This is a genomic window from Mesorhizobium erdmanii USDA 3471, assembly GCF_000472705.1.
In the GTDB taxonomy this organism is placed as follows: domain Bacteria; phylum Pseudomonadota; class Alphaproteobacteria; order Rhizobiales; family Rhizobiaceae; genus Mesorhizobium; species Mesorhizobium erdmanii.
In genome coordinates this window covers 35,049-49,506 of sequence record NZ_AXAE01000012.1, presented here as the reverse complement: position 1 = coordinate 49,506, position 14,458 = coordinate 35,049, and the positions used below count along the sequence as shown (strand labels likewise).

14 protein-coding genes and 1 pseudogene are annotated in these 14,458 nt (G+C 65.1%); 7 read left to right on the top strand and 8 right to left on the bottom strand.

Going from position 1 to position 14,458, the window contains the following annotated elements; all coding sequences use genetic code 11:
• Positions 1-53 precede the first annotated feature (53 nt).
• Positions 54-1,325 (bottom strand): hypothetical protein, encoded by a 1,272-nt coding sequence (locus A3AU_RS0107475; RefSeq protein WP_027052243.1) that lies wholly within the window; start codon positions 1,323-1,325, stop codon positions 54-56.
• A 180-nt stretch (positions 1,326-1,505) separates the two neighbouring features.
• Between A3AU_RS0107475 and A3AU_RS0107470 the strand changes: the two genes are divergently transcribed.
• Positions 1,506-2,084 (top strand): flagellar basal body-associated protein FliL, encoded by a 579-nt coding sequence (locus A3AU_RS0107470; RefSeq protein WP_027052242.1) that lies wholly within the window; start codon positions 1,506-1,508, stop codon positions 2,082-2,084.
• Positions 2,085-2,169: 85 nt separating this feature from the next.
• Here A3AU_RS0107470 and A3AU_RS0107465 read toward each other — a convergent pair whose 3' ends face one another.
• From A3AU_RS0107465 to A3AU_RS0107455, 3 genes are all read right to left on the bottom strand, one after another.
• Complete coding sequence (locus A3AU_RS0107465) at positions 2,170-3,186, bottom strand: ABC transporter permease (RefSeq protein ID WP_027052241.1); 1,017 nt, start codon at positions 3,184-3,186, stop codon at positions 2,170-2,172.
• Positions 3,183-4,778: a sugar ABC transporter ATP-binding protein gene (locus A3AU_RS0107460; protein ID WP_027052240.1), complete on the bottom strand. Its 1,596-nt coding sequence runs from the start codon at positions 4,776-4,778 to the stop codon at positions 3,183-3,185. The genes A3AU_RS0107465 and A3AU_RS0107460 overlap by 4 nt, the downstream gene beginning before the upstream one ends.
• Before the next feature lie 233 nt (positions 4,779-5,011).
• Positions 5,012-5,959, bottom strand: coding sequence for a substrate-binding domain-containing protein (locus A3AU_RS0107455; RefSeq protein WP_027052239.1), 948 nt, complete (start codon positions 5,957-5,959; stop codon positions 5,012-5,014).
• Between the two features lie 360 nt (positions 5,960-6,319).
• Here A3AU_RS0107455 and A3AU_RS1000000137655 point away from each other — a divergent pair, with 360 nt between their 5' ends.
• From A3AU_RS1000000137655 to A3AU_RS1000000136795, 3 genes and pseudogenes are all read left to right on the top strand, one after another.
• On the top strand, positions 6,320-6,508 hold the full coding sequence (locus A3AU_RS1000000137655; RefSeq protein ID WP_081294017.1) for a type II toxin-antitoxin system HicA family toxin: 189 nt from the start codon (positions 6,320-6,322) through the stop codon (positions 6,506-6,508).
• Between the two features lie 5 nt (positions 6,509-6,513).
• The gene (locus tag A3AU_RS0107445; protein WP_027052238.1) at positions 6,514-6,915 is read left to right on the top strand and encodes a type II toxin-antitoxin system HicB family antitoxin; all 402 of its coding nucleotides are present in this window, start codon (positions 6,514-6,516) and stop codon (positions 6,913-6,915) included.
• 32 nt (positions 6,916-6,947) lie between these two features.
• A pseudogene (locus A3AU_RS1000000136795) lies at positions 6,948-7,645 on the top strand (RibD family protein).
• A 331-nt stretch (positions 7,646-7,976) separates the two neighbouring features.
• On the opposite strand, the gene A3AU_RS0107435 reads toward A3AU_RS1000000136795, so the two are convergent.
• Positions 7,977-8,861, bottom strand: a complete 885-nt coding sequence (locus tag A3AU_RS0107435; RefSeq protein WP_027052237.1) for an SDR family oxidoreductase — start codon at positions 8,859-8,861, stop codon at positions 7,977-7,979.
• An 87-nt stretch (positions 8,862-8,948) separates the two neighbouring features.
• On the opposite strand from A3AU_RS0107435, the gene A3AU_RS0107430 reads away from it, so the two are divergent.
• The gene (locus tag A3AU_RS0107430) at positions 8,949-9,794 is read left to right on the top strand and encodes a helix-turn-helix transcriptional regulator (RefSeq protein WP_081709460.1); all 846 of its coding nucleotides are present in this window, start codon (positions 8,949-8,951) and stop codon (positions 9,792-9,794) included.
• A gap of 25 nt (positions 9,795-9,819) precedes the next feature.
• Here the strand turns inward: A3AU_RS0107430 and A3AU_RS0107425 are convergent, their stop codons facing one another.
• From A3AU_RS0107425 to A3AU_RS0107415, 3 genes are all read right to left on the bottom strand, one after another.
• Positions 9,820-10,266 (bottom strand): SRPBCC family protein, encoded by a 447-nt coding sequence (locus A3AU_RS0107425; protein ID WP_027052235.1) that lies wholly within the window; start codon positions 10,264-10,266, stop codon positions 9,820-9,822.
• Entirely contained in the window at positions 10,263-11,045 is a 783-nt protein-coding gene (locus A3AU_RS01000000135040; RefSeq protein WP_032916973.1) for an IclR family transcriptional regulator, read from the bottom strand. The genes A3AU_RS0107425 and A3AU_RS01000000135040 overlap by 4 nt, the downstream gene beginning before the upstream one ends.
• Before the next feature lie 98 nt (positions 11,046-11,143).
• Positions 11,144-12,358, bottom strand: coding sequence for an adenosylhomocysteinase (locus tag A3AU_RS0107415; protein ID WP_027052234.1), 1,215 nt, complete (start codon positions 12,356-12,358; stop codon positions 11,144-11,146).
• 170 nt (positions 12,359-12,528) lie between these two features.
• Here A3AU_RS0107415 and A3AU_RS0107410 point away from each other — a divergent pair, with 170 nt between their 5' ends.
• Together A3AU_RS0107410 and A3AU_RS01000000135035 are read left to right on the top strand one after the other, a co-directional pair.
• Positions 12,529-13,908 (top strand): sodium:solute symporter family protein, encoded by a 1,380-nt coding sequence (locus tag A3AU_RS0107410; RefSeq protein WP_027052233.1) that lies wholly within the window; start codon positions 12,529-12,531, stop codon positions 13,906-13,908.
• A gap of 80 nt (positions 13,909-13,988) precedes the next feature.
• Positions 13,989-14,432, top strand: a complete 444-nt coding sequence (locus A3AU_RS01000000135035) for a cytidine deaminase (RefSeq protein ID WP_051355303.1) — start codon at positions 13,989-13,991, stop codon at positions 14,430-14,432.
• The last annotated feature ends 26 nt before the right edge of the window (positions 14,433-14,458 follow it).

Below are 14,458 nucleotides of genomic sequence, written 5' to 3'. Positions count from 1 at the left end.
CAGCGTTCTTCTCCCCGTTCTGCGGGGAGAGGGACGCGCTCCAACACCCCGCCTTATGCCGCAGCCTCCGTCCCTTTCGTCAGCGAAAACGCTGTCTCCAGCACGGCGGCGAGAAAACATATCCTTATCGGCTCGATCAAAATGCCGGTGGAAGAATCCTGGAACGGGCTGCCGAACAGCAGCGTCACACCGCGTGAGAAGAGCTGCCAGACATCGAGCTCATGCGGGCCGATCAGCCGCGTCGCGCCGAGCCACAGCCAGGCCGCGCCCCAGTCGATGAGGCGGTAGCCGACAATCAGCGTGCACAGAAGCAGAAGGCTCGAACTCACCGTCAGCCGCACGCCATTGGCGATCGGCAGATAGCGCGAGCGGTAGCCGGCGATGAAATGCTCGACGAAATCGCGCAGGAATTTCGGCAGCCCGGCATAGCGCTGGCCGAACCGCTCCACCCGGTTGTGCACGCGTCTCAGCGCGGCATCGTCGCGCACGTCATAACCGTAGATCAGCGCCGCCATGACCAGCCAGATCAGCGGCAAGAGCATGTAGAAGAACAGGTTGACGGCCACCGTCGACGGCGCGATCGAGGTGATCTCGACCGGCACCATGGGGGTGGCCGCGGCCACCGGCACCGGGCTCGCCAGCCCGTCGGCCGCCGCCTGCAGGGTCGGCCAGAAACTGCGGCTCATCAGCCATTGCAGCGCCGAGTCCTTCCAGCGGCTGATCACGTAGAGACCGACGAAAATCCAGTTGGTTTCGCAGATCACAACGACGATCTGCCAGAACGACGCGGTTTTTGTCCGGGTCTGCATGAACTTGGCCAGCCGCCGGATCAGCCAGGACACCGCGACCGATACCAGCAGCCAGCGCGAATCGAGCACGTCGAGCACGTTGGCGCTCTGGCCGAAATCGGCCTGGTCGAGCGTTTCGCGCGAATATTGCCGCACGATGTCGCCGAGGAAGCCCCAGGCGGCGTAATAGGCGAAGAAGGGCAACAGCGCGATGGTGATCATGCGCACCAGCCGCGAGCCCTGCTGGTCCGTCGCAGGCCCTTCGGCCTTGTCCGCGCCGCGCTGCGCGGCCAACAGATGCGGAAGGCCGGGCTGCAGCACATGGAACATCGCCACCGTCACCACCAGTTGCGCCAGCGCCACCAGCGTCAGCATGGCGAGCCCGGCGAAATGGTTTGCGAGCGCCACCTTGGCCGCGAGTTGCAGCAGGAGATCGCCGGCCAGCACCCCGGCCAGCACGAGCGCGACGAGCTGCGGCCAGAAGCGGCGCAGCAGCGAAAAACTCAAGCTGATCGGTCTGATGATGTCGGCAACCATGAGGTTCTCTCACGATGCCACCCGCCCCGGGCCTTTCTAGCAAGGCACGATTGTTTTGCAAGCAGTGGACGGCGCGCGCATCCCTTCCCCTTTGCCGGGACAGAAGATGCCGACCGGCCCTGATTCCGTCGGAATGATGCGCTGATTGGAGGACATCGCCGATCGCCCGAAGGACCCGCCATGAAACGCCTTGTTCTCGCCGCCCTGTGGATGATGGCGCTCGCTCTGTCCGCCCATGCCGCCGGCGACACCACATCAGGGCTTGCCGACACCACGGTGCTGATCGTGCGCCACGGCGAAAAGCCCGACAGCGGCCCAGGCCTGTCGCCGCAAGGCCAGGCCCGCGCGCAGGCCTATGTCGCTTATTTCCAGCCCTTCATGCTCGACGGCGTCGCCTTCCGGCCCGACATGCTGGTGGCCAGCACCGATTCCAAGAACAGCGCGCGCGAACGGCTGACGCTGACGCCGCTCTCCGAAGCCTTGAAACTGCCCATCGACCAGCGCTTCGCCGACAGGGAAGTCCAGAACCTGGTCGCCGCGCTGGCGACCGAAAGCCACGGCAAATCGATCCTGATCGCCTGGCATCACGGCCAGCTGGGCAAGCTCATCAAGGCCTTCGGCGCCGACCCCAAGGCGCTGCTGCCGAACGGCACATGGCCCGGCGACGAGTTCAATTGGGTGGTGGTGCTGCGCTTCGACCATCAGGGGCAATTGGTGCCAGGCTCGGCGCGCATCGTCGAGGTGAAGTTGGCGGGGTAGAGTTGACATTCGCCCCAGGTGCACAACGCTGAGAGCGTAACGGACATCACTGTGGTCCGTTGGCGCGAGCGCGGACCCTCTCGGTCTACCGTCTCACCCGCGACTTCAGCCAGCGATCGAACGCCACCGCCAGGATCAGGATCAGGCCGATGACGATGCTCTGCGTGTAGGACGAGACGTTGTTGAACTGCAGCCCGTTCTGCAGCACGCCGATCAGCGCCGCCCCCACCACCGTGCCGCCGACCGAGCCGATGCCGCCGAAAAGCGAGGTGCCGCCGATGACGACGGCGGAAATCACCGTCAGCTCGTAGCCGATGCCGGCGACCGCTTCGGAAGAATTGAGCCGCGCCGAAAGGACGAAGGCGGCGAGCCCGGCGAAGAAGCCGACGATGACATAGACCGAGACCAGGATGCGGTCGACGCGCAGGCCCGACAACCGTGCGGCTTCGGCATTGCCGCCGACGGCATAGACGGCACGGCCGTAGCGCGTGTAGCGCAGCACGATATGGCACAGGATGGCGGCGATGGCGAAGATGATCGCCGGCACCGGCACCGGGCCGATCAGGCCGGTGCCGAACCAGCGCATCGAGGCGTCGAAGCCGGAGATCGGGCCGCCATTGGAGATGGTCAGCGTCAGCCCGCGAAACACCGTCAGCCCGCCCAGCGTGACGACGAAGGGCGGCACTTTCAGCCTGGTGATGGCGAGCCCCTGCACGCCGCCGGCGGCCGCACCCACGATGACGGCGGCCAGCAGCGCCGCGAACCAGCCATAGCCCTGCGTGCCTGACGTCGACAGCGACAGCGTGTTGGCGGCGCCGCCCTTGGCGACGACGGCGGCGACCATGCCGCAGAAAGCGAGCAGCGAGCCAACCGACAGGTCGATGCCGGCGGTGAGGATGACGAAGGTCATGCCGAGCGCGATCAGCCCGGTGATCGAGATCTGGCGGGTGATGTTGAACAGATTGATCGGGTCGATGAAGCTCGGCTTCAGCACGGTGAAGACGACGACCAGCGCCGCCAGGAACAGCAGCGGCCCGAAACTCATCAGCAGCCGCGCGAAATTGATGCCGCCGCCACGCTCGCTCTGTTCCGTCACGCTCATCGTGCCTGCCTCTCTGCGTCCCGGCCCTGCGCGTCTTGCCCAAGTGTATCCTGCTTGTCGAGCGCCATCAGTTCCATCAGTTTCTCCTCGTTCGCCTCGACGCCCGGCATCTCGCCCGTGATGCGGCCCCGGCGCATGGTGACGATGCGGTCCGATACAGCCAGCACTTCCGGCAGTTCCGACGAGATCATCATCACCGCGATGCCGCGCGCTGCCAATTGCACCAGGATCTGATGCACCTCGGCCTTGGCGCCGACATCGACGCCGCGTGTCGGCTCGTCGACGATCAGCACCTTCGGATCGCGCGCCAGCCAGCGCGCCAGGATCACCTTCTGCTGGTTGCCGCCCGACAGGCCCTCGATCGCCTGCTCGGCCGAAGCCATGCGGATAGACAGCATCTTGCGGAAGCCGGACAGCGCGTCGCGCTCGCGCCGCTCGGCCATGAAGCCGAAGCCGTTGCTGAAACGCCCGAGCGAGGCGACGGAGAAATTCGGCAATATGCCGAGCGCGGCAAAGATCGCCTGGTGCTTGCGGTCCTCCGGCACCAGCCCAATGCCGAGCGCGATGGCATCGGCCGGCGAGGCCGGCGCGATCGGCTGGCCGTCGAGCGTGATGGTCCCGGCCGCGATGCGGTCGGCGCCGAAAATGGCGCGCGCCAGTTCCGTACGGCCGGAGCCGACGAGCCCGGCGACACCGAGGATTTCGCCGGCCTTGAGGTCGATGTCGACGCCGTCGAGCACGATGGCATGCGGCGCCTCGGGATCGCGCACGGTGCGCAAGGCCCGCACCGACAGCACCACATCGCCGGCGACCGCGCGCTGGGCCGGCCGCGCGTAAAGTTCGGACGCCGCGCGGCCGACCATTTTCTCGATGATACGCGGCAGCTGGATCGGCCCGCCCTGACGGTCGAGATGCCCGGCCAGCCTGCCGTCGCGCAGCACCGTCATGCGGTCGCAGATGGCGGACGCCTCCTCCAGCCGGTGGGTGACGAACATGATGGCGACCTTGTCACGGCGCAGCCGGTCCATGATCGACAAAAGCCGCTGCACCTCGGTCTCGGTCAGCGCCGATGTCGGCTCGTCCATGATGATCAGCCGGCTTTTCAGCGACAGCGCGCGGGCGATCTCGACCAGCTGCTGCTCAGCCACCGAGAGCGCCGAGACCGGCGTCATCGGGTCGATGGAAAGGCCGACGCGGGCGATGATATCGCGGGAGTCCCGCTCCATGCGCTTCCAACTCACCAATCCCAGCGGCCCGGTCGGCGCGCGGCCGATGAAAATATTCTCCGCCACCGTCAGCGTCGGGATCAGGCTGAGCTCCTGGTAGATGGTGACGATGCCCGCCCGCTTGGCATCCTGCGGGCTGGAGGGCGCGTAGTCGGCGCCGTCGAAAGTGATGCGCCCGCTGGAGGGCGGCATGACGCCCGACAGGATTTTCAGCAGCGTCGATTTTCCGGCGCCGTTCTCGCCGAGCAGGCCGAGGATTTCGCCGGCGCGGATGTCGAGCGCGACATCGCTGAGCGCCGTCACGCCGGCGAAATGCTTGGTGACGCCGTCGACGGCAAGCAGGGCGGGTGCGGCTTCAACTGGCAAGGATGGCTCCCGGTTTGTGGCAGGCAGCGGGGCACGCCCCCCTCTGTCCTGCCGGACATCTCCCCCACAAGGGGGGAGATCGGCCGTTGTCTCCGCTTTCGCCAGTTATCAACCCGACAGAAGACGCCCTGTCGGCAAAACTGCTAATCTCCCCCCAAGTGGGGGAGATGGCCGGCAGGCCAGAGGGGGGCGTGCCCCACCAGCCTTGCCAATGAGCCTTTCTCTGCCAAGCCCTACTTCGTCTCGCTCAGCCTCTCCGCCTTGTCGAGATTGTCCTTGCCGATGACGATCGGCGTCAACAGCACCAGCTTCTCCTTCGGCTCGGTCTTGTTCTTGGCGTAGGCAACCGCGATCTGCACGGCGGTGCGCGACTGCTGGCCGGGGAACTGTTCGACCGTACCGGCGAGCTTGCCGTCGCGGACCGCGACCAGCGCTTCCGGCAGCGCGTCGAAGCCGTAGATCTTGACGTCGGTGAAGTTGCGCGCGGCACACGCCTCGAGCGCGCCGAGCGCCATGTCGTCATTGGCGCAGATGATGGCGTCCGGCTTGCCGTTGGCGGCAAGGCCGGCTTCCGTCACCGTCAACGCCTCGGCGCGGGCGAAATTGGCGGTCTGCTCATAGATGATCTGGTACTTGTCCTTCAGCGGATCGAGCACATTGTGCACGCCCTTGTTGCGGTCGATCGCCGGACCGGCACCCGGCTGGCCTTGCAGGTGGAACAGCTTGGCGCCGTTGGGGAACGCCGCCACCATGGCGTTCGCCTCCGCCTCGCCGCCCTTCACATTGTCGGCGCCGACATGGGCGAGGATGCCCTGGACGCCGTCGACGCGGCGGTCGATCGTCACCACGGGAACGCCGGCCTTGACCGCTTCCTCGATCGCCGGCGCCAGCGCGTTGACGTCGAGCGGCGAAATCACGATGGCGTTGACCTTCTGCACCAGCGCCGCCTCGATGTCGGCGGTCTGCTTGGTGGCCGAGTTCTGGCCGTCGCTTTCGGTCAGGTTGACGCCTTGCGCTTGCGCTTCCGCCTTGATCTCGTTCAGCATGTGCACGAAGAACGGAAAGCCGAGGTTGGGCACCGAGCCCAGTATGGTGAGCTTGTCCTCGGCGAATGCCGAACGCGCGGCCAGCACCATCGCGCCCGCGGCCACGGACGTCATCAGGAATTCACGTCTGTTCATGGTTGATCCTCCTCCACGAAAACGCACGGCCCCGGAAACCGGGCCGGTTTCAGGAAGGATCATGCGTCGGTTCAAAGTGTTGGAGCATCCGCGTGCCCGAAGCCGCCTGCCGCTCCAGTTGGCACCGCCTAAACTCCTCCGAGCAGCGTCAACAAAAGGATGCTAGCCCAGGGTCAACCATTTGTGCAACATCGATATAACAGTGTTGGACTGCCAATTATCGGAATTGTCGGAATTTTGGATGCAGGCATCCTGGCCGGCGCGATAAGCGCGGCGCTTCGCCGATCTGGCTGGCGTATTGACTCAGGCCGGCTTTCACATTTTGGTTGAAGGATAACCTATCAGTGTGTATAAATACACATGAATAGCGCTGATATTATCCGCCTGTTGCAAGCTGATGGTTGGTTCGAAGTTGCCCGAAAGGGCAGCCATGCACAATTCAAACACCGCGATAAGCAAGGGCGGGTCACTGTTCCTCATCCCAGGCGCGATATCCCAATAGGCACTCTGCGCAGCATCGAAAAGCAATCTGGACTGAAACTGAGGTGACGGACATGAAGCAGTATATCGGACTTATCCATAAGGATGCCGGCAGCGACTTCGGTGTGTCCTTCCCTGATTTCCCAGGCGTGATTACCGCCGGCAAGGATCTGGATGACGCGCGGTCCATGGCAGAAGAGGCCCTCGCCCTCCACGTCGAAGGGCTGGTCGAGGATGGCGATGCTATTCCGGAGCCTTCGAGTCTGGAGGCTGTGATGGCGGACGCCAACAATCGTGACGGTGTTGCGATCTTGGTCGCGGCCAAGACCGACACCAGGAAGGCAGTGCGTATCAACGTGACGTTGCCCGACGACGTCCTGCGGCGGATCGATGCCTTTGCCGAAGCCCATGGCTATACTCGATCCGGGTTTCTCGCGAAGGCGGCTGAGAAAGTGATGGACCTCGAAGTGGCCTGATGAAGCTCAGTAGAGATTGAGCTGGAGAACCCATGAAGCCGCACATCGTCTGCCATATGCTCGCCTCGCTCGACGGCAGCCTTCATCCGAGCCGCTACACCACGAGCCCGGAGGGACACGTGCCGAGTGGTCGAGCCTCTATGAGCAGATCCACGAGGATCTCGAAGGCGATGCCTGGATCGTCGGCCGCGTCACCATGGCCGAGATGAGCAAGGCCGCGGCGCACCCGCCGGCGCATGCCGGCAAGGTCGAGCGGCCGCACCATTTCGCCCGACGCGACGCAGGCACCCATGCCGTGGCGCTCGATGCCTCGGGCAAGCTGCACTTTTCCAAACCGGATGTCGGCGGCGACCCCGTCGTCGTGCTGCTCGGGCGTGACGTCGCCGACAGCCATCTGGCCGAGCTAGCCGGCGACGGCGTCTCCTACATCGTCTCGGAGACGGCGGAGATCGACCTGGCCGCGATGCTCGATGTGCTCGGGCGCGAGCTCGGCATCCGCCGGCTGCTGCTCGAAGGCGGCGCCGACATCAACGGCTCCTTCTTCGCCGCCGGGCTTGTCGACGAGCTCAGCCTGCTCGTCGCGCCCGCGCTCGATGCACGGGCGGGCAACCAGGGTTTTGTCGAGTTCGGCGAGACCGGCTTGGCGGGCAAGATGCGGCTGTCGCTGACGTCTTGCCAAACGCTGGCGCATGGGGCTGTCCATCTGCGCTATGCCGTCAGCCCCGCATGATCAGAAGTCTGACGAGCCGGATGCGCTTGCATTGACGGACTGCATGCCTTCATCGCTTCGTCATCCTATGGCGGAGCAAGGAGCGAAGCGACGCAGCGCAGACCATAGGATCCATGCCGGGACTCCTAAGCACCGCCACGGTGCAGAGTTTGCTCCGCCACGCCCTTCGGCGAATGTCACGGAATGGATCCCAGGGTGACGGAGCTTCGCTCCTGCTTCGCCCTAGGATGACGAAGTTTAGGGGCTTCGGTCAATTTCGAATGTTGCCCCACCGAGACGAACGACGAAATCCTGACCGCTGACAAGCCAGCTGAGGCCGCTTTATCAGCACTCAATACCGCATCGCGTCCAGATCGGCGATCAGCGTCGGGCCGGTCGGATGCCAGTCGAGCCGAGCCTGGGTCAGCGCGCTGGAGGCAGGCAGGTCCATGGGCGCGAACAGTCCCATCCAGCCGAAATGCTCCACCGCCTTGTCCGCCGCGATCGAAACGACCGGCAGGTTGAGGCCGCGGCCAAGCGCCTCGGCGATGGCGCGTACCTCGACGCCTTCCTCGCCGACCGCGTGGTAGCGCGCGCCGGCCTGGCGCTTTTCCACGGCCAGGCGGTAGAGCCGCGCCGCGTCCAGGACATGCCCCGCCGAATAGCGGTTGCGGCCTTCGCCGACATAGGCCGAGACGCCTTTCTGGCGTGCGATTTCGATGAGCGGCGAGATGAGCCCCTGCTTGACCGGATTGTGGACCTGCGGCAGGCGTACGACAGACACATTGACGCCGGCCTCCAGCAAGGCATTGCCGGCCAGTTCCGAGGCGATGCGCGGGTTGGGATGGCTGGGGTTGAAGACGTCCTCGACCGCCAGTTCGCCATGTCCGGGGCTGCCCATGCCGACGCCCGAGGTGATCACCAGCGGCCGGTCGGAACCGGTGAGTGCCTGGCCAAGCGCCGCGATGACACGGCTGTCCTTTTCGCAATTCTCGGCAAAGCGCGAGAAATCGTGGTCGAACGCGGTGTGGATCACGGCATCCGCCTTCTCCGCGCCGCTGCGCAGGCTGTCGGGATCCTCCAACGTTCCGCGATGCACCTCGGCGCCCGCGGCGACGAGCGCCTCGGCGCCGGCATCAGAGCGGGTGACGCCGACCACCTGATGGCCGGCCTGGATGAGTTCGGGAACGATGGCCGAGCCGATGAAACCGGTCGCGCCGGTGAGAAAGATACGCATGCAAATCTCCTGCGGTTGCCTGCGTAATATCGACGGTCTATTATCCCATTAAAGTAGTGAGCTTATCATGGTATAATTCTTAACAGGATGGCTGACAGGATGCCCACCATTTCCCCCGGCACGCTCGCGGCTTTCCTGAAAGACAGGCGCACCCGGCTCGATCCCGCCTCGTTCGGCTTTTCCGGGCGCCGGCGCACGCCGGGACTGCGCCGCGAGGAGGTCGCCCAGCGCGCCAACATCAGCCCGACCTGGTACACATGGCTGGAGCAGGGTCGTGGCGGCGCGCCTTCGGCGGACGTGCTGAACCGCATAGCCAAGGGGCTGCTTTTGACCGAAGCGGAGCGCGAACATCTCTTCATGCTTGGGCTCGGGCGCCCGCCCGAGGTGCGCTACCGTGGCGACGAGGGCGTCAGCCCCCGGCTGCAACGCCTCATCGACACGCTCGATGCCAGCCCTGCCCTGATCAAGACGGCGACCTGGGACGTCGTTGCCTGGAACCGCGCCGCCGAGATCGTGCTGACCGACTATGGCACCATCCCCGCCGGCCGGCGCAACGTCCTGCGCTTCATGTTCCTCACGCCCCATATCCGCGCCAAGCAGCACGATTGGCAAAACCTCGCCCGCTTCGTGGTCGGCGCCTTCCGCGCCGATGCGGCGCGCGCCGGCGCGGTGTCCGAGGTCACCCAGCTTGTGGAGGAACTGTGCAGCGGCAGCCCCGAATTCGCCACCCTGTGGCAAGAGAACGACGTTCTCGCCCACGGCGACGGAACCAAGCGCCTGAAGCACCCGGAACTGGGCGACATCGAGCTGGAATACTCGTCCTTCGCGGTCGACGGCCGGCCGGATTTGAACCTGACCGTCTACAACCCGGTAGACAGCGATGTCGCCGACCGCATTCGCGCACTGGCAAGACAAAGGCCAAAGGTCGGGTGACCACCCGCTGCGATAACGCCCATCTTCAAGAGCGCTCGCACACCGCCTTCAGGATCCGCAGGGTCGGCCCCCAATAGAGATCGGCATGCGGGCGGATCGCCGGTTCGGCGAAGTCGCTGAGCGTCAGCGTCAGCAGCGTCCCCTCCTCCGTCGGCGCTAGCGCGAAGCTGACCAGCGTGTGGTTTTCCGACAAATCCGCGAGGCGCGAGGCCGACAGCGTGCTCCAGTAGCTATAGGCGAACCGCCTCTCCGGCTCGAACGCCCGCACCGTGCCGTGGTTCTCGAACGCCATGCCGTGCAGCAGCCCGCGCATCACGATCGCGCCACCGGCATGCCCTTCCAGGCTGACGGTAAGTTCCTCGTCCGACATCCATCTCGCAATCATCCCGGGCGTCGTCAGCACCCGCCAGACCGTGGCTGGTTCGGCATCGATGGCTATGGTCTTGACGATCGGCGCGGAAGGATCGGTCACGACCCGCTTTGGCCTGATGGCTCCGGCGCCAGCACCAGCGCGATCTCCTGGGCCGCCTGCGCGGCATGGCGGCGCACGGTGGCAAGGTCGAGCATGCTGTAGGTGGTCGCCAAATAGGGCACGGTGAGGGCCGCGACCGAGTGGCCGAAGGGGCCGATCACCGGAAAGGCAAGATCGATGACGCCCGGCTGCAACCCATCGGCCACCTCCTCGTGGCCAGCCGACCGGATGCGGGCAAGCGCGTCGCGAATCTCGGATTTTTCGTCAGAAATATCAGAGGCTTGCAGCCACTGGTTGACTCTGTCTTGCGGCTGGAACGCCATCAGCGTGCGGCCCGTCGCGGTGCCGAACAGCGGAAACTCGGCGCCGACGCGGACACGGAAGCCGAACGCCGCCGGGCTTTCCACCTGCGCGACGATCAGCACCCTTCCGGCGTTGTGGACCCCAAGGTTGCAAGATTGCTGGATAGCGTCGGCGAGCCGCCGCATCGACGGCAGCGCCGCCTGGACGAGGCCACGCAACGGCTCGTGCCGGTGTGCGAGCTCGAACAGGCGCGGCGACAGGAAATAAAGCCCGGCCGGACGGTCGCGGAAAATGTAGCCGCGCCGCTCAAGCGCCTGTAGCACGCGGTAGATCTGGTGGATGGAGCGGCCGACCGCCTCGGAAATCTGACCCTGGTTCAGGCCGTCCTTCTGTTCGGCCAGGAGTTCGATGATGTCGAACGCCTTTTCCAGGGCCGGTACCGAATAATCCGGCGCTTCCGCGGTCTTGCCAGCCATGCCCCACAATCCTTCAGGACCAAAGCAATTCCAGGAAAAGGGTGAACGGTTTTCCTGCGGAAACTGCGTCAAAACAGAGAATCAGGGGCTTAGTATAGTTACAAGGCCGCCCCCATCGTAGCCATCATCAACCGGGCGATGCGGCGATTGATGTCGTCGGGCACCGGCTGCGCGCCCGACGCCAAATTTTCTCCGTCAACGCCCCCGCCTTTCACCACCCGCTCCAGCGACAGCGCCTGCAGCATGAAGCCGATATCCATGGATTCGATCGAATTGCCCTTCGGCTCGACGCCGGCAAGGTTGAACATGCGCCCCTCGGCGACTAGGACGACATGCCTTCCATTGGCAAGGTCGAGCCGCCGCAACGTGCCGTCCAGATCGGTGGCGGACGTGGTCAGGGCGTCGAGACCTTCGGTGTCTATCTCCCACGGGAAATGTCCGGAATTGGCCAGCAAAGCGCCGTCCCGCATGACGGCGATCGCTTGCGCCGGCAGCACGCCGGCGCGGCCGGTGGCGGTGATGAAGACTTCACCCCACGGCGCGAGGTCCGCCAGCGAGGCCACGCGATAGCCGTCGAGGGCCGCCTCGAGCGCCTTGATCTCGTCGACCTCGATCACAGCCACGCGGCCGCCGAGCGCCCGCAAATACTGCGCGATGCCGCGCCCGCACCAGCCGTAGCCGATGACGCAGAAGCGCCGGCCGGGGATCATAAGATTGGTGATGCGCATGAAGCTTTCCACCACGGACTGGCCGACCGCGTGCTTGTTCTCGCCGATCGCCTTCAGTGGGCTGTCATTGATGACGATTGAGGGGAACGGCACCTTGCCGGCCAGTTCGCCGCGCAGCCGGTCGCCACCCGAGGTCGTCTCCTCGGTGCCGCCCAGTATGGACGCCGCCCTGCCCCGCTCGACGATGCCGGCGGCAAGGTCGGCGCCATTGTCGAGCAGCATGTCGGGCTCCGCGTCCAGCACCCGCGCCAGATTGGCGTGATGGTCGGCGAGCGAGTCGGCGCGGCGGCCGAAAATGCCGATGCCCTGGCTCTGCAGGAAGGCCACGACATCGTCCTGCGTCGAGCCGTGATTGCCAGTGCCGACGATCTCGGCGCCGCCTTCGGCCAGCACCTCGAGCAGCACCGCCGTCTTGGGCTCGACATGCAGCGACACGCCGATGCGCCGGCCGGCGAAGGGCCGCATCTGGCCGAACTCCTCGCGCAACCCCGCCAGCAATGCCATGCGCGAACGGATCCAGGCGACACGGGCGCGGCCGCGCTCGACCGCCTCGGGAAGCGCCGGATTGGCCTGGGCTTGGGTCATTCGAAGTCTCCAATCACGATCAAGATTCAGCACTTGCAAAAAAGTTTTTTGCATGTGACAAATCTTGCAGAGGGTCGTCAAGCCCCCATCAAGAGGGCAACGAAACAGGACCGCGCGGCGCGCCCAAAGGCGTACGGCGCGCTATCGGCTTGCATGTGAAGGGGTATGAAATGGGAAATCTGGATATAGCTGTCGTCGCCATCTATCTCGTGGCGGTTACCGGCATCGGGCTGTTCTTCGCCCGCTCGATCAAAACCGAAGAAGACTACATCGTCGCCGGCCGGCGCATGGGGCCGCTCTGGCTGACCATCTCGGCCTTCGCCTCCTGGACGGGTCTGGCCGGTCTGTTCGGCACGCCCGAAATGGTGGTCCGCTACGGCATAGCCGGGACTTGGTGGTGGTTCACCTTCCCGATCGGCCTTTTGCTGATGGGCATCTTTCTCGCAAAAATCGTGCGCCAGCGCATGCATGTGACGACGCCGGACATCGTCGCGCAGGATTATCCGGGTTCCGTGCGCGTCGCCGCCTCGCTGGTGACCAGCTGGAACTATCTTGCCTGGGCGGCGGCGCAGGTCTTCGGCATCTCCATGGTGTTTACCCTGTTTTCGGGCATGGATCCGAAGACCGGCGCCATCGTCGCCTCCCTCGTCGTCATCGTCTACACCATGCTTGGCGGCTTCCTGGCCGTGGTGGCGACCGACGTGCTGCAGGCCGTTATCTTCCTCGTCGTCATCGGCGTGGTGGCGCCCTTGTTCGTCATTTTGGGGCCTGGCGTCCCGCGCATCTATGAAGCGACCAAGGACATTCCGGGCTTCTATCATCTGTTCGCCAACGTGCCGCCGGCGACGCTGTTCGTCTGGTTCCTGCTCTTGCCCGCCGGCTTCATCGACACGATCGGCTTCCAGCGCGTCTTTTCCGCCAACTCGCCGGACACGGCGCGCAAGGGCCTCATCAACGGCTTCGTCATCATGGCGGTGTTCGGCGTCATCCTCACCTTCCTCGGCGTCGCCGCCAAGGCGCTGCTGCCGGCCGACGCCAATCCGGTCAATGCCATGCCCGACCTGATGGTGCAGCTCCTGCCGCATGGTGTCATCGGCGTGCTGGTTGCCGCCTTCCTGTCGGTGGCGATGTCGACGGCCAGCACGACGCTGCTGATCACCGCCACCACGCTGCAGCGCGATGTGATCTCGCGGCTGCGCCCCGATGCCAGCGACCGCGAAAGGCTGTGGACCAGCCGCATCCTGCTGCTCGTGCTCGGCCTGGTGGCGCTGGTCGTGGCGCTCAGCGTGCCCGGCATCGTCACCATCCTGATGCTCGGTTTCTCGGTCTATGTGCCGGGTCTGCTGCTGCCGGTGCTGTCGGCCACTTTCGGCTGGCGCATTCCGTCCTGGTCGATGCTGGCGACCATTGTGCTCGGCGCCGGCTCGACGGCCATCCTGGTGCTGATGGGCGAGCCCGGCGGCATTCCGGCCTCGCTGATCGGCTTCCTCCTCTCGGTCGTTCCCTTCGTCGCGGGGCTTGCCACGCGATCGCAAAGGCAGCTGGCCTAAGCCACGGAAAGACAACAAAAAGCAATGAGATAGCTCCATCCTGAATCAATTCGGGATGGAGCCCCGATGCGGAGAACCCGATGCAGAAGACCAGCTTCGACAGGCTTTCGAGCGCCGACCAGGCCCTTGTCAACGCGGCCACCGAGGCGCGCGAAAAGGCCTACACGCCCTACTCCAACCATAAGGTCGGCTCGGCCGTGCGAACGGCATCGGGCCGGGTGTTCGCCGCCTGCAATGTCGAAGTCGTCACTCTTCAGCAATCAGTCCATGCCGAGCGCAACGCGGTGATGCAGATGGCGGCCGCCGGCGAGCGCCAGATCGAGGCGATCGTCTGCCATGGCCCCTATTCGGGCGTGCCATGCGCCGAATGCCGGCAAGTGATCTGGGAGTTCTGCTGCGATGATCCGCAGGTAAAGATCATCGGCTCGACGCTCGACGGCGAGATCGAATTGATGACCATCGGCGAAATCTATCCAAGCCCCTATGGCCCGGGCACCAAGGGCATCGATCCGCGCAAGTTCTGAGAACCGGCAGCGCTCGACGGAAACGG

What these genes read in the sequence shown, in the direction of transcription:
- A3AU_RS0107415 (WP_027052234.1), bottom strand. Translation starts at nt 12,358, where the DNA reads ATGACCCAAGCCCAGGCCAATCCGGCGCTTCCCGAGGCGGTCGAGCGC.
- A3AU_RS0107430 (WP_081709460.1), top strand. Translation starts at nt 8,949, where the DNA reads ATGGCTGACAGGATGCCCACCATTTCCCCCGGCACGCTCGCGGCTTTC.
- A3AU_RS1000000137655 (WP_081294017.1), top strand. Translation starts at nt 6,320, where the DNA reads ATGAATAGCGCTGATATTATCCGCCTGTTGCAAGCTGATGGTTGGTTC.
- A3AU_RS0107465 (WP_027052241.1), bottom strand. Translation starts at nt 3,186, where the DNA reads ATGAGCGTGACGGAACAGAGCGAGCGTGGCGGCGGCATCAATTTCGCG.
- A3AU_RS01000000135035 (WP_051355303.1), top strand. Translation starts at nt 13,989, where the DNA reads ATGCAGAAGACCAGCTTCGACAGGCTTTCGAGCGCCGACCAGGCCCTT.
- A3AU_RS0107445 (WP_027052238.1), top strand. Translation starts at nt 6,514, where the DNA reads ATGAAGCAGTATATCGGACTTATCCATAAGGATGCCGGCAGCGACTTC.
- A3AU_RS0107455 (WP_027052239.1), bottom strand. Translation starts at nt 5,959, where the DNA reads ATGAACAGACGTGAATTCCTGATGACGTCCGTGGCCGCGGGCGCGATG.
- A3AU_RS01000000135040 (WP_032916973.1), bottom strand. Translation starts at nt 11,045, where the DNA reads ATGGCTGGCAAGACCGCGGAAGCGCCGGATTATTCGGTACCGGCCCTG.
- A3AU_RS0107475 (WP_027052243.1), bottom strand. Translation starts at nt 1,325, where the DNA reads ATGGTTGCCGACATCATCAGACCGATCAGCTTGAGTTTTTCGCTGCTG.
- A3AU_RS0107470 (WP_027052242.1), top strand. Translation starts at nt 1,506, where the DNA reads ATGAAACGCCTTGTTCTCGCCGCCCTGTGGATGATGGCGCTCGCTCTG.
- A3AU_RS0107435 (WP_027052237.1), bottom strand. Translation starts at nt 8,861, where the DNA reads ATGCGTATCTTTCTCACCGGCGCGACCGGTTTCATCGGCTCGGCCATC.
- A3AU_RS0107410 (WP_027052233.1), top strand. Translation starts at nt 12,529, where the DNA reads ATGGGAAATCTGGATATAGCTGTCGTCGCCATCTATCTCGTGGCGGTT.